Annotated in this window: 15 protein-coding genes; 6 read left to right on the top strand and 9 right to left on the bottom strand. The window is 41.2% G+C overall.

Annotated elements, in window-relative coordinates:
* The first annotated feature begins 84 nt into the window (after window positions 1-84).
* A complete protein-coding gene (locus L3V23_RS06340) occupies window positions 85-624 on the top strand; it encodes a L,D-transpeptidase family protein (RefSeq protein ID WP_102963733.1) in 540 nt (179 codons plus the stop codon).
* Between the two features lie 35 nt (window positions 625-659).
* Here L3V23_RS06340 and L3V23_RS06335 read toward each other — a convergent pair whose 3' ends face one another.
* Together L3V23_RS06335 and L3V23_RS06330 are read right to left on the bottom strand one after the other, a co-directional pair.
* Window positions 660-980 carry an antibiotic biosynthesis monooxygenase gene (locus tag L3V23_RS06335; protein ID WP_102965758.1) on the bottom strand — a complete coding sequence of 107 codons (321 nt, stop codon included), beginning with the start codon at window positions 978-980 and terminating at the stop codon, window positions 660-662.
* A 38-nt stretch (window positions 981-1,018) separates the two neighbouring features.
* On the bottom strand, window positions 1,019-1,510 hold the full coding sequence (locus L3V23_RS06330; RefSeq protein ID WP_237292050.1) for a DUF1993 family protein: 492 nt from the start codon (window positions 1,508-1,510) through the stop codon (window positions 1,019-1,021).
* A gap of 182 nt (window positions 1,511-1,692) precedes the next feature.
* Here L3V23_RS06330 and L3V23_RS06325 point away from each other — a divergent pair, with 182 nt between their 5' ends.
* Together L3V23_RS06325 and map are read left to right on the top strand one after the other, a co-directional pair.
* Window positions 1,693-1,917, top strand: coding sequence for a ParD-like family protein (locus tag L3V23_RS06325; protein ID WP_042481345.1), 225 nt, complete (start codon window positions 1,693-1,695; stop codon window positions 1,915-1,917).
* Complete coding sequence (gene map / locus L3V23_RS06320; protein WP_102965760.1) at window positions 1,910-2,695, top strand: type I methionyl aminopeptidase; 786 nt, start codon at window positions 1,910-1,912, stop codon at window positions 2,693-2,695. Before L3V23_RS06325 ends, map begins: the two co-directional genes overlap by 8 nt.
* Window positions 2,696-2,883: 188 nt before the next feature.
* Here the strand turns inward: map and L3V23_RS06315 are convergent, their stop codons facing one another.
* Both L3V23_RS06315 and L3V23_RS06310 read right to left on the bottom strand, forming a co-directional pair.
* Window positions 2,884-3,252: a VOC family protein gene (locus L3V23_RS06315; protein ID WP_102965761.1), complete on the bottom strand. Its 369-nt coding sequence runs from the start codon at window positions 3,250-3,252 to the stop codon at window positions 2,884-2,886.
* Window positions 3,253-3,318: 66 nt separating this feature from the next.
* Window positions 3,319-4,020: a YafY family protein gene (locus L3V23_RS06310; protein WP_102965762.1), complete on the bottom strand. Its 702-nt coding sequence runs from the start codon at window positions 4,018-4,020 to the stop codon at window positions 3,319-3,321.
* A gap of 251 nt (window positions 4,021-4,271) precedes the next feature.
* Here L3V23_RS06310 and L3V23_RS06305 point away from each other — a divergent pair, with 251 nt between their 5' ends.
* The 3 genes from L3V23_RS06305 to L3V23_RS06295 all read left to right on the top strand — a co-directional run bounded on the left by L3V23_RS06305 (window position 4,272) and on the right by L3V23_RS06295 (window position 7,071).
* Window positions 4,272-5,246, top strand: a complete 975-nt coding sequence (locus L3V23_RS06305) for a DUF1852 domain-containing protein (protein ID WP_102965763.1) — start codon at window positions 4,272-4,274, stop codon at window positions 5,244-5,246.
* A 31-nt stretch (window positions 5,247-5,277) separates the two neighbouring features.
* Window positions 5,278-6,309 (top strand): methionine synthase, encoded by a 1,032-nt coding sequence (locus L3V23_RS06300; protein WP_102965764.1) that lies wholly within the window; start codon window positions 5,278-5,280, stop codon window positions 6,307-6,309.
* 147 nt (window positions 6,310-6,456) lie between these two features.
* A complete protein-coding gene (locus L3V23_RS06295) occupies window positions 6,457-7,071 on the top strand; it encodes a 3'-5' exonuclease (protein WP_102965765.1) in 615 nt (204 codons plus the stop codon).
* A gap of 93 nt (window positions 7,072-7,164) precedes the next feature.
* Here L3V23_RS06295 and L3V23_RS06290 read toward each other — a convergent pair whose 3' ends face one another.
* The 5 genes from L3V23_RS06290 to L3V23_RS06270 all read right to left on the bottom strand — a co-directional run bounded on the left by L3V23_RS06290 (window position 7,165) and on the right by L3V23_RS06270 (window position 13,709).
* The gene (locus L3V23_RS06290; RefSeq protein WP_042481327.1) at window positions 7,165-7,533 is read right to left on the bottom strand and encodes a hypothetical protein; all 369 of its coding nucleotides are present in this window, start codon (window positions 7,531-7,533) and stop codon (window positions 7,165-7,167) included.
* Window positions 7,534-7,595: 62 nt separating this feature from the next.
* Entirely contained in the window at window positions 7,596-9,998 is a 2,403-nt protein-coding gene (locus tag L3V23_RS06285; protein ID WP_102965766.1) for a GGDEF domain-containing phosphodiesterase, read from the bottom strand.
* A 9-nt stretch (window positions 9,999-10,007) separates the two neighbouring features.
* Complete coding sequence (locus L3V23_RS06280; RefSeq protein WP_102965767.1) at window positions 10,008-11,039, bottom strand: spermidine/putrescine ABC transporter substrate-binding protein; 1,032 nt, start codon at window positions 11,037-11,039, stop codon at window positions 10,008-10,010.
* 399 nt (window positions 11,040-11,438) lie between these two features.
* Window positions 11,439-12,929, bottom strand: coding sequence for a cell envelope integrity protein TolA (locus tag L3V23_RS06275; RefSeq protein WP_102965768.1), 1,491 nt, complete (start codon window positions 12,927-12,929; stop codon window positions 11,439-11,441).
* 177 nt (window positions 12,930-13,106) lie between these two features.
* Window positions 13,107-13,709, bottom strand: a complete 603-nt coding sequence (locus L3V23_RS06270; protein ID WP_102965769.1) for a hypothetical protein — start codon at window positions 13,707-13,709, stop codon at window positions 13,107-13,109.
* Window positions 13,710-13,859 lie beyond the last annotated feature (150 nt).

Raw genomic sequence — 13,859 nt, 5'->3', positions numbered from 1 at the left:
GAATGACAACTAGAAGCGTGGAACTACATTGGTTAATAATGACCCACGCTCAACATTAGACACTGACTCAACCTAACGACAAACATGCAGCGACTACTGATTTCATTCCTTTCATTACTGATAAGCTGCACTGCCTTTGCTCAGGGCAATGTGTTACGTGGCCCGTCAATCAAAGCTCACTTGCCCAAAACTGAAGTGGCGAAAGTCGATCTGGTCAAAGTCGATAAGTCCAAACGACGTATGTATCTCGTATCCCAAGGTGAAGTGATTAAAGAGTATCGTATTGCTCTAGGGAAATCTCCGCGCGGACATAAGCAGCAGGAAGGTGACCAACGGACACCGGAAGGGCGCTACTATTTGGATGACATTATGCCAAGTAGTCAGTTTTATCGTTCGATGAGTATCAGTTATCCGAATCTAAGAGATAAATTGCGCGCACAGGCCGAGGGCGTTGACCCCGGCGGTGAAATAAAAGTGCACGGCTTAAAAGATGGCTATGATGGAGACCCACAATTCATCCAAAGCTTTGACTGGACAAATGGTTGTATCGCCTTAACCAACCAAGAGATGGATGAGTTTTTAAGCCTAGTGAGAATTGGTACGCCAATAGAAATTGAATGGTGATTCAAACCATAGTTCTTTTAAGTTATCGAGATTGGTTATGCCTGCGCTTGGAATGGTTGTAGGTAATCATCACAGACTTCAAGCTTATAGGCTGTCTTCGAATTCAGCAGACAATCATGCATTTTTTGACGAGAGACCTTATAGAGTTCATCGCTGATAACATGATCTTTTTCCCATTGTTCTCTACTGGGCCATTGTGCATACCCGACGAAAACATTCGGTACATCCGACTGATGAAGCCGAGAGCCAAAGCTACCACAATGCTGATAAATGGCTTTGGTCACCTCTAGCCATGATTCCCGAAATACGGCTTCGCTTCCTTCTTTAACTTCAAACTCATATACAGCGATGAACATGATCCTTTTCTCCTTTAGTGCCAATTTAAGGTACGAACCTATCGAATGAAGCTAAAGCCATTTGGATAGGAATGTAAACCATCAAAATCCCCTTTGCTCAGTGGAACGCCTTCTTTCCTTGCTATTGCATATACCATGCTGACATGGAACATGTAGTTCGGAACTATATAACTGAATATAAAACGGCTTTGAGGAAGGTTGATGTTGTTGAAGCCCGCAGAATCTGAAAGCAACACGCTATCGTCGAGCTCCGTCACTTCTGGGAACTCATTTAATAACATATGAACGTCTGAAATAAGACGAAGAACTTCCTCTTTCCCATGTTGAGAGCTCGTACAGGAAATCACATCTTTGCCGATTAAAGGGCAATACCCCCTTAAAAGAAAGTTCGCGGCTATTTGTGCATTCATCTCAAGGGAGAACATACCTTCCGTTAGGGAATCCGTAAATAACTCTTCCGGCACTTTTTCAACAACAACTTTTAGTTGTTCCAGATAGCCTAAGAACAAATTTTTAATTGAGTTTGTCATTTTTCCACACAAGCCCTTAGAGGAAACTATCTATATAAAACTAAGAACATAGTCGGCTATAAGAAAAAGCAGGTCAACGTTTAACATGCTCTAAAAAGACATCTAGCTTAGATCCTTTAGATTTGACACAGCATCCAAAATAAATACACTACGTATACGATTTATATATTAAGCGTATGTTTATGGGAATTGTTAAAATTTCGGATGAGCTTCATGAAGAACTTCGCAAAGCAAGTTCGGTTATGTCACGTTCAATTAATTCACAAGCAGAGTTTTGGATCAAAATGGGCATGTTAGCCGAATTACACCCTCAACTTTCATTCAATCAAATCATTGCGAATCTGATGCAATCAGCGAATGTTTCTGCTTCAAATGTTTCGACGGCGGAAGAGTACACTGATGCGTAAGGAAGTATTGATTAAATCAGAACAAGACATCGCTTTGATGCGAGAATCTGGAAGGTTACTTGCTCAGGTTTTTAAAATGCTTGATGACTACGTTCAACCTGGCATTTCAACGATGGATATCAATAACAAAGTTGAGCAATATATCGTCAATGAACTGAATGCTCGTCCTGCAAGTAAAGGACAGTATGACTATCAGTACGTCTTAAATTCATCCATCAACGAAGTGGTGTGCCACGGAGTACCAAAAGAGACTGAGATCCTAAAAAGTAGCGATATTATCAACCTAGATATTACTCTCGAAAAGAATGGATTCATTGCAGATTCAAGCAAAATGTATGTGATGCCTTCAGCCTCACCACTCGCGGTTCAGTTGGTTAACACAACTTACAATGCTATGTGGGAAGGGATTAAACAGGTTAAGCCTGGAGCCAAACTTGGTGACATTGGCTATGCAATACAACGATATGCCGAGTCTCATGGGTACAGCATTGTAAGAGAATACTGTGGGCATGGAATAGGTCGCGAAATGCATGAAGAACCTCAAGTGCTTCATTATGGCCTGCCAAATAGTGGACTCACGTTAAAAGAGGGGATGATATTCACTATCGAACCTATGGTTAATCAGGGTACTGCGAAAATAAAGACCAAGAAAGACGGCTGGACAGTGGTTACCCGAGATAAGAAGCTTTCTGCTCAATCTGAACATACGGTATTAGTCACAAGTTTGGGTTATGAAGTCCTGACGTTAAGAGAAGAAGAAAAGCTGCCTCAGATGTAAGCTCACTCTAAGAACTAAGTGGCAAAATATTCAAACATGCTCGGCGATGTAGAAAAACATCTGTTTCGATTCGACTTGCGGTAATGAAGAGTCAGCGCAGGTTGGCTGACTCAATCGTTGAGCTTTTTGATGAATGATCTCTTCGCGGTAGCGGCTAATAAACCTAATTACCAGTATAGAGCAGGTCGTTATTGATTAGGTACAAACAGGCGTATTCTGTGACCATCGGGGTCAATGGCAACAGCGCTAAGGCCAAAGACAACCTTTGTTGGTGTTTGGAGGAATTTAACGCCCTTCGATTGCCATTGGTTAAACAGATGGTGCAATGTCTCCGAGTCTTTAACTATCAGAGAGAGCTCCGTTCCGCCACCGGTAACCTTGGATATCGGGTCGGCTTGAGCTAACTGCTTCAGCTCAATATTGATACCCATTTTCAATGGGAAAGAAACAAACGTTGGTGATAAAACGTGTCCTTCACAATCAAATACATCGCTATAGAAGGCTTTACTGATTTCAATATCTTCCACATACAAAACAAACGAATCAAATGTAAACATACATGCTCCAAAGGTCATACAGTAAGATTTGACTGTTAATGTAATGAACCCCTGTGACAGTTTTTGTCAGTAGCGTAGTTTTGGTTGGCTAATCCCTTCTTCTTGCTGCCATTTTTTTAGCAACTCAGAACGATGCGGTAAGTACTTTTGTTCAAGTGTCTGCCAATCTTCAATTCTATCTAACCGAAAATTGCGAAACGCATTTCTTGTTTCACACCAAGCGACCAACACATAGTGTTGCTGAAACATACCAATCAGTATTGGCCAGATCACCCGTGAGCTTGAGTTCCCTTTCAAATCTAGGTAGTTAATATTGGCTTTGTATTGGTGTTTGATTGCCTGTCGGATCTCAGACATATCAATGGTCAATTCTGGCACTTCAATAATCGATGCAACACGCATGACTTCTTGGCTATGTTTGACCTTATGATCTGCGGGCAGTACGGCTGAGATTTTTGCAATGGCGTTTTTAGCCGATTCGCTAAACTCGCCATTTGCTTGTTTGGAAATCCAATCGGCACCTAATAAAAGAGCTTCTAACTCTTCCATTGAAAACATCAGCGGAGGCAGCGTAAATGTTGGCTTTAATACATACCCAAGCCCCGCTTCTCCTTCTATTTCAGCACCTTGTGTTTGCAGGGTCGCAATATCACGGTAAATGGTGCGCACACTGACATTCAGTTGCTCGGCCAGATGTTCAGCGGAAATAGGGTATTTATGACACCGGAGTAATTGCAGTAAATCAAACAGTCGTTGGCTTCTAGACATAAGTGCGAAGTATTCAGAAGAGTTGAGGCTTCTCAGTATCGTTACATTCCATGGGATATGAAACAAGTAAACCAACCAAATTAGCTCTTGAGCAAATATTTTTCGTCTTAACCATTCCGATCATGAATTTTTCTCACAATCAACATTAAGTAATAGCGTTATTAAACTTGTAGCACGCCAGTTATAACTAAGTCATGGATTTTACGAAAGATGATTTTGTTTTCATCTTAAGCACATTGAAGATAACGCTCATGACTCAGAAATTTACGTTCACAATTAAAAAGACCTGTCTTGATGAGAATTATCGTCCATCAGACAAAACACGTATCACAACTAACTTTGCGAACTTAGCGCGCGGTGAAAACCGTCAGCAGAACTTACGCAACGCATTAAACATGATTGACCGCCGTTTTAATGAACTCGCGTGTTGGGATAACCCAACGGGCGATCGTTACTCGGTAGAGCTGGAAATCATCTCTGCGGATATCAAAATGGAAAATGCAGACGAAGCTATTCCATCTATTGAAGTGTTAAAGACTTATGTTGTTGATCGCAAGACGAACCAACGTATTGAAGGCATAGTCGGTAACAACTTTTCGTCTTATGTGCGTGATTACGACTTTAGCGTTCGTTTACTGGACCACAACAAAGGCAAATCGCAATTCTCAGTACCAGAAGATTTTGGCGAGTTGCATGGCAACATTTTTAAGTCTTTCATCAAATCAGAGGCTTACCAACAAAACTTCGCCAAACCTCCGGTGATTTGTTTGAGCGTTTCAGACAGCAAAGTGTATAACCGCACCAACAACCAACACCCAGTTCTTGGTGTTGAATACGAGCCGAATGAGTCGTCATTAACGGAACAGTACTTCCAGAAAATGGGCTTACAAGTGCGTTATTTCATGCCTAAGAACAGCGTAGCGCCATTCGCATTCTTCTTCTTTGGCGATCTACTGAACGACTACACCAATTTGGAACTGATCAGCACCATCAGCACAATGGAAACATTCCAGAAGATTTACCGCCCTGAAATCTACTTTGCCAACACAGTAGCAGGGGAGCGTTATCAACCGAATTTGAAGAGCAATGAGCACGCATTAACAGACATTGTGTATGACCGCGAAGAACGCACTCGACTCGCCATTGAACAGGGTAAGTTTGCTGAAGAAGTCTTTATCAAACCTTATCAGTCGGTTCTTGAGCAATGGTCTGCTCAATACGCGTAATCCTTAACGAGACAGAAGAACAGCCAACATTATGACAAAATTATTCCCAACATCGACGGCAGGCAGCTTGCCTAAACCTGTTTGGCTAGCTCAACCAGAAGTACTTTGGTCTCCTTGGAAGCTAGAAGGACAAGAGCTGATTGACGGTAAACATGATGCACTGCGTGTAGCACTACAGGAGCAGCTGCTCGCAGGCACAGACATCGTGAGTGACGGCGAGCAGACTCGTCAGCACTTTGTGACTACCTTTATTGAACACCTAAATGGCGTTGATTTTGAAAACCGCCAGACAGTGAAAATTCGTGACCGTTACGAAGCTAGCGTACCAAGCGTTGTCGGTCCTGTTTCACGACAAAAAGCCGTGTTTGTTGAAGATGCAAAATTCCTGCGTTCACAGACAGACAAGCCGATTAAATGGGCACTTCCAGGGCCTATGACTATGGTTGATACCTTGTACGACGCGCACTATAAATCTCGTAAAGAGTTAGCGCTTGAGTTCGCTAAAATTCTGAATGAAGAAGCAAAAGAACTTGAAGCGGCTGGTGTGGACATCATCCAGTTTGATGAACCTGCGTTCAACGTTTTCTTCGATGAAGTTAATGACTGGGGCATCGAGGCTCTTGAACGCGCAATCGAAGGTCTGAAATGCGAAACCGCAGTGCACATTTGTTATGGCTATGGAATCAAAGCCAATACAGATTGGAAAAAGACTCTGGGTAGCGAATGGCGTCAATACGAAGAGGTGTTCCCTAAACTGCAGAAATCGAATATCGACATCATCTCTCTAGAGTGCCATAACTCACATGTACCGATGGAATTACTAGAACTGGTGCGAGGTAAAAAAGTGATGGTCGGTGCTATCGATGTAGCAACCAACAGCATTGAATCACCTGAATCAGTAGCAGCGACAATTCGTGAAGCACTGAAATATGTTGATGCCGACAAGCTTTACCCATGTACAAACTGCGGTATGGCTCCGCTACCTCGTGAGGTAGCACGTGAAAAACTCAGCGCACTCAGCGCCGGTGCAGAGATTGTGAGAAACGAGCTTTTAGCCAAGTAACAACACTTACTCACATCGAATTAGGTCAACTAGAAAGGTTATCGCTTAATCAATCGGTAACCTTTTTTGTTGCATCTAACTCGTCGCCTTTCTTTTTCTATCGCTTTCGAAGATACTCTTGTACAAATTTTTTAGCCGGATAATCTCATGCCTCAAGCCAATTCTGTGGTGGTACTCGACTTTGAAACCACTGGCCTTTCTCCCAATCTCGGTGACCGCGCCATTGAAATAGGTGCGGTTAAATTAGTGGATGGTGAGATAGTTGATAGTTTTCAGCAACTCATGAACCCCGGCTTCAGAGTAAGCTCATTTATTGAAAGTTACACTGGTATCACTAACAACATGTTGCGCACAGCTCCAAGCTGCGACGAAGTAATGGCAGCATTTAGTGAGTTTATTGCTGATGAAAACCTGATAGCGCATAACGCTTCGTTCGATAAACGTTTTCTAGACGCAGAACTTGAGAGAATCAATTGCAGTTATTCAGGAGAGTTTGCTTGCTCTTTACTGGTGGCAAGACGACTGATTCCAGATGCACCGTCACACAAACTTGGCGAGCTTGTTCGCTATAAAAACATCGAAAACAACGGCGTTTTTCACCGAGCCTTAGCCGATGCACAAATGACAGCCCACCTCTGGCTTAGAATGGTTGAAGACTTAGAGCAAGCCGGAATCGTAAAGCCAAGCTTTGAGTTTATGCAAACTGTTAGTAAAACAGCGAAAGGGAAATTGAACCTATTACTTGCTAGAAGCCGTGTTTAATTAAAACCCGCAGAAAGCAAAAAGGCGTTAGCAAATTCGCATCTGCTAACGCCTTTATTACGTCTTTAAGCGTAAAAATTACGCTGACTTTGATTATTCAACGTCGCAATCAGTACAACTTTGTAGTGCGATTTCGTGTTCAAAGACGACTGTATTTTCTTCCGATAGCTCTGCGATTTCATCCGCTACTTCTTGCTCGTCTTCCTCTTCAACTTGATTCTCCAGCTCTTCTTCAGAGTAGCCGTAAAAGTTCAGCAATAAGTAATCACGAGCTTCGTCTTTAGTACATGTCACGTTTACAGAGAGGTCTGGTTCAACGTCACCTTGCTCGATGATTGCAGCCACTTGCGCTAAAACATCTTCTTTCATCGCAGCTGTTAACCAACCAAGATCAGTACTTACTGTGGTTTTTTTACAGTTAAAACAAGGCAGTTGATGAAAGTAATATTGAAAGTCAGTCATAAGTCATTTCTTCTTTAAGTGTTATGTAGCGAGATAGTTTTCCAATCACTGGAAAACTTATCTCAAGATTCAGTTTTTTGAGGTCCACGGTTTCTTTTCTGGTTATCAAGTAAATTCGTTAACTCCTTCCAGCCTAGGGGTTTCGAAAAGTAGTAGCCCTGTACTTGATCACACCCTAGTCTTTTTACGTACTGGAACTGCTCTTCAGTCTCTACCCCTTCAGCTACCGTGGTAAGTTGATAGAGTGAGGCCAATTCCAAAATAATATCAACTAATGGACGATGCTTAGTTGTCGATTCCGATAGACGGTAAATAAACGAGCGATCTATTTTCAAGCAATCAACCGGATAGTGTTGGAGCTGAGAAAAGGCTGTATACCCAGTCCCGAAGTCATCTAATGATAGTGAAATCCCCAGACCTTTTAGTTTTCCAAGTCTGTCTATAGTTTTATTGTCATCGGCAATTAAGCACGTTTCAGTAATTTCCAACTCTACTTGCTGTGGAGGGATTTTATGAAAATCCAGTAATTCATCGACTTTTGAAGCAAAGTTGTCATTTTTCAACTGCCATGAAGAAAAATTTATCGACATTTTGCCACTGTATTGCTGCTTATCGATTAATTCGCGTAAACATTCAAGAGATTTGTTTAAAACCCACTCATCAATACAACGAATTAAACCTGTTGACTCAGCTATAGGAATAAATTGGTCTGGCCCGACTTCTTTTAGCAGACTTTCTTTAGCTCTAATAAGCGCTTCTATACCAATAACTTCGAGTGTTTGGCTATCGTAGATAGGCATAAAATTTAGATAGAAATTATCATCTCTTAAAGCATTGCGTATGGCTTGTTCAATGCTCGCATGGAAGTAGATCTCTTCTTCAAGTGATTCAGAATAAAAATGAAAGCCGTTTTTGCCACTTCGCTTTATTTGATACATAGCTGTATCTGCATACCGCATAAGTGTATCAGCATCTGTAGCATCATTCGGTGAGACCGCTACTCCCACACTCAGATTTACTTCAAGATGTCGCCCATCTACCCATAGTCCGTCTTTACATATATCGACAATGCGTTGTGCAACCTTCGAAATGATGTCGATGTTAGGTGGATGAGGTAGGATAACGGCAAATTCATCGCCAGCAATTCTAGCAACGTCGCTATACGTATTTGGGCGAACGATTAAGTCCTCCTTTCGGAAGCATTGACTAAGCTGCTGAGAAAACTCGACCAGAAGCCGATCACCCATGTAATGGCCATAAGTGTCATTGACTTCTTTAAAGTTATCGAGGTCAATGAAAAATAGTGCACATAATGTTGAATTATTCATCGCATCTTGGATATTACGCACTAATGCCGCACTGAATACGCTGCGGTTAGCAAGTCCGGTTAGTGGGTCTCTCTTTGCAAGGTAATTCAGGTCTTCCAACAACTTAATGTAGTTGTTATTCAGTGAGGAGACTTCATCATCATGAGGAACTCTCTTTAACGCTTTTTCATCGCCATCAATAGCCTTTTCCACCTGTTGAGTTAGGTGCTCTATTGGCCGAATTATCTGCTTTTGGATTAAGAGTCTTAACAAGTAAAAACACACTAACGTAACGTTAATGACTAAACTGAAAATCGCTATTTTGTAAGGATTCAATAGCGTGTCGATATACGTTTCAGATACTTTGATTGTGGCTCTGACCAATCCGTTTTCTGCCGATGTAGCCAAGGAATCTGGTTGGGAATACGAAATTGCCTCAAGACGGTTCAGGGTACTAACGTTCAATTTGGTATTTAGCTCAAGCTTTGAACGGTCCGTAAAGTTGGCCAGGATATTGGGTAAAAAACGTTCACTTAGATTAAAGTGCAATGACATGACTGAGGTAAATAGTCGAGAGTCCTTTGAATAACTTGTATCATAAATCGATTTTTCAGGTGAGAAGCTTTTAAACACGTTCAGTTGATAAAGATCTCCCTTTATCTTTTCGATACTGTAACTGGTTGTTTCTATTATCGATGAATAATCTGAGCTTAATTGTCTATCAATAAAATTTAGGTGTGCCGCTAATAAACTGCTTTCATCAGCTTCAGAAAAAGGGTCTGTGCTATCAAAATAAAACAGCAGTTCTCCCGAACTGTTGGTAATTCTAAGCTGAATCGATTTTCCCGTGCTTTTGTTCACACTGCTAATAAATCGAGTGAGGTAGCCTTCTGCAGAGTAGCTTTGGTAACTAGATCGTTCCTGAGTTAAATAGTTTGCGACTTCTACACTGTTTAAAAATTGCTTAAGTAAGCTATCTGTCTCAATCAGCTCGGTGTTCAAGTTGTCAATGATTTGCCCTGTTTGGTATTGCAGTTTGTCTTGAAGGGCCTGCAATACAATGGATTTTTGTGATAAATAAGCCACGAAACCCGCAATAGTAAAAATCGCAATGAGAACAGGTAGAATGATTAAGTTTATACGTTTTGATAATTTCACTTACGGTGCTCACTGATTTAGAACGCTAATCATACGATTACGTAGTTTCATTCCTTCAACATCTATTTCGCGATACAAGTAACTTCTCTCTAGCACCTCTGGGTCAGGAAACAACTCCGAGTCAAGCTGGTATTCATCACTGGTTAGTTTTATTGCAGCATCGTTGGAAGTGGCATACCAAACAGACTCAGCATTAATCGCTGAAATATCGGGGCGATTGATAAAGCTCAAAAACTCAATTGTTGCCTGTTTAATGGGATGTCCTTTGGGGGCGGCAAAGCATTCATGCCAAATCAAAGTGCCTTCTTTGGGGACCACATAACTCCAATCTTCAACTTGCATTTGTTCATTGATTAAATAGCCTTCACCCGAATAGGCAAGCCCCATGTTGACTTCGGATTGCTGCTGATGTTCTAGGGTATAGCTGGCGGTGTTACGCATAGCCAGTATATGTGGCTTAACATTTTGTAGCAGATCAAACGCTTCCTTAAGTTGCTGTTGATCACTAGTAAAAGGGTCATAGTTCAAAGCCAATAACGCCGCAGCTATGGTGTCTATATCATCAAGTGGAATTGTAATTTTGTTTTTATGTTCACTCCGTGGATTAAACAGTTCGATCCAACTGGTAACTGCACGATCGGTTTGCGAATTACGGTAAACAATACCCATAGAACCCCACATGTAAGGATTGCCACCTTCCCCACAACTGACCGTTGCTTGGTGGTTTAGGTTTTCGCGATGAGTAATTGCTGGTGATGCTAATGAATGAAATTTTCCAAGCCGATACATCGACTGGAGATTGATGCTATCAACGATAATCAAATCATAAATATTACCACGCCCGGTGTTGATAACCTCATCTCGAAGTAGTTCGTTTTCAAAAAATACCAGCTCAATACTGTTGCCGGTTTCCTTCTGATACGCATCAATCAACTCCGGCGATATATACTCTTCCCAAGTGTAAATCTTCACTTCTTCCGCTCTTACCGCAAGGCTCAATAGTAAGAGCCCCAAAAATTTGGATGAAAATGTCATATTCATTAAAACCGTCCTAAGGGGGCTAACTATCTACTCCAATTCTAGCAGCATAGCCGTGCTCTACAATCTGCAAGTGAATGACTTGTTAAGCACATCATTTTTCTATAAAAAATCAAAGACTCAGACAGCGACTGTGTTCAATTAGACAACAACTCAGTTATCTGGGGGCATTTTTTATTTCTTAACATGCACATCAACGGGCATTTGAGTGAAAGTTGTTGCCTTGTTTCTTTTATTCTAGAAAACAATACGCATGGAGAAGCTTTATATCCGCTGGCTCGATAAAGTGGGTCAGTTTGTGATAAAGGAAACCAGTCCTAGAACTCAGGTCTATAACCTTTGGGGAAGTCTATTCGTTTATGCCTTTGAATAGGAAGAACACACAAACAGCTCCCGTATATTTCACTGTTCAACCTTATGTATGACTGCTCCATAAGGACCAAAGACAGAGGGGTGGCCATCATTAATAAAGAACACGTTCGTGCCTGCTTCACCATCTTCCAATAGGAATACAATAATCATGGCACTTGTCGTTCTTTGCTCATAATAACGATAGGTCACATTCTTTTTAAAGATCTCATTGTTTTCAACTAAAACACCCCATTGGGTTATTTTTCTTGTTTTGTAATAACCCTCTGGATTGCTCTTGTAAGAGCCAGTACCGTCTTTGTTAAATATGTAGGTTTGATCGAAACCTGGCGTGTCTTCTTTTGTAAAAACATATTTACCAAAGAACTCTGCGGGAATCGATATGGTTGTGTCTGCGTAAGCATCTTTGTAATACATTTTTGTTATTCGAAGCGATGAAGGATGGTTACTTGGAGATGCGCTTGTCGCTTTTGCATTTGCACTCATAGCTACCGATTCAAGGGTTGGCTTGGGATTGGCTCGAGTCCATTGAGCCATTCTTCTTTCATTTTGTTCTGTTAAACGTTCAAGGGCACTGCTTTTACTGTCATCACAGCGGTCGCAGGCAGTGCACATATGCTCTCCTGGGCCCAAGTCAGCCTGAAAAAAGTCATTTAACACATCTTGGCAACGTTTGCTCCATTCACGCCTGAGGCTTTTATATTCGGCGTCCAAGCTTTTTTGCAAACTTGCTCGATCACTTTTCCACTCTATCAACGCCTTTTCGAGGGCTCTTTGTTCAGGCGTTTTAGAGGCTTCTATCTTCGCCAGTCTTTGGCGTTCTGCCTCTTCTTTTTCCTTTTGCAACTTAGCGGCTTGCTCGGCTTTTATGCGTTTTTCTTGTTCAATTTTTTGTCGTTCGTGTCTTTGTTCTTCAGCCTTCTTCTGGGCCTCCAACTCTTTGAGTTTGGCAAGCCTTTCTGCTTCAATGCGGTTTATTTCATCCTGCTTTTCTTTTTTGAGTTGCCTTTCCAATACTAATTCATAACTTAGGATTGGTACGAATGCCGTTGCGTTAGGCATGTACACTTCAGTACCAAGAGCGTCGTTTGATAAACCTGTGACTAATCCACTAGTTCGGCTACCTTTACCATCCGAATAAATACTATATAAGGTGTTTGGCTTTAACACCGCTTTGATATGGCTTACGAATGAGCTGGTACTCTCACTTGGTTTAATACCTTCTTTAATGGTAATGGATGGCAATGCAAAAGAAATATTGTATTCACCCGGTGTAAGTTCCAATGAACATAAACCTGAGCGGAACTCGCACACCATTTCGTCATTGATATAAAAAGCAGATGGCACACCACCATTCACAAAATGCCAGTTTCTGTAAAGAACCAACTTTGCCTTACCGTTATCAACAATAGCTAAGTCAGACAGACTGAGATTACTACCTGTTGATACGGATGGATTCGTCGCACACCCAATTAAAAGCCCTAGTAATGCAGATAAAAGTACAGTTCGCATCGATATTAACATTTTCAACTCCATGAACAGTTATCATGCTGGAATAATTTCTCATCTAGCAATGACGTAGGTGACATTCTGAAGAAGTATAATATTTATCGATTTAGTGAATATATTTAGGATCAAAGTTACAACAATAAATAGGCAGTGATTATGAAATCTAAGCGATTTATGGTTTTTCAGTTGTGATTATTGTTTGTTCTGAATGGGCTTTTTTATACCGAGAAGGATTGTGCAATCGGAAACCCCAACTGAGAGAAAACTAGAACACAAAATAGCCTTCTCGGATAAGTAATGCAGCAATGCGTTATTCGTCGATTCATACTCACCTAAGCCGACATCCCCATGAGCAAGATAAATACCACCAACCACAGCGCCTAATTGCTGATATTTCATGAAATCTATTGCTGTCTCTTTGCTATTAAACGCGAAGAGACAGTCTGATGATTGATTCAAACTTCGGATGTCCGCTAAGTCCAGATTATTTGGCATTTCTTTCGATGCCAATTTATTAGTTAAATTAATAACAACGTCTCTAATGACTGTTGAATCCTTTTTAGGATTATCGAACACAACAAGTTCAACATGATGCAACAGACAAATTTTTGATAATTCAGAATGTTGTTTAAGAGAAAGACCAGATACAAATAGGGCGTCAAGCCGGATGTGAGATAAAGTCGACTCTGTAAGTTCATTTGTTGCAATAGAATACCCATTTTCTAGGGAAGCTAATTTAGGTATACAGATAGCTATTTGTAACTCATCAGCGACAGATTCGACGGGTTCAAACATTGTGATCTCCTGCTTGAATGAAGATGATAGCGGCCAGCTTTTGCAGCGTTATTTAGATAGTGGCTATACTACTCTGTCAAAGAGAAGAGACAAGCGTACTTTCGCTCGTAACTTGATCAAGCTAAAAGTATCAGTTAATCAAATGGTTAA

The organism is Vibrio sp. A1-b2, assembly GCF_021726015.1.
GTDB classification, from domain to species: domain Bacteria; phylum Pseudomonadota; class Gammaproteobacteria; order Enterobacterales; family Vibrionaceae; genus Vibrio; species Vibrio diazotrophicus.
Note: the sequence above shows the minus strand (reverse complement) of the source record. Positions and strands in the feature narration are given on the sequence as shown.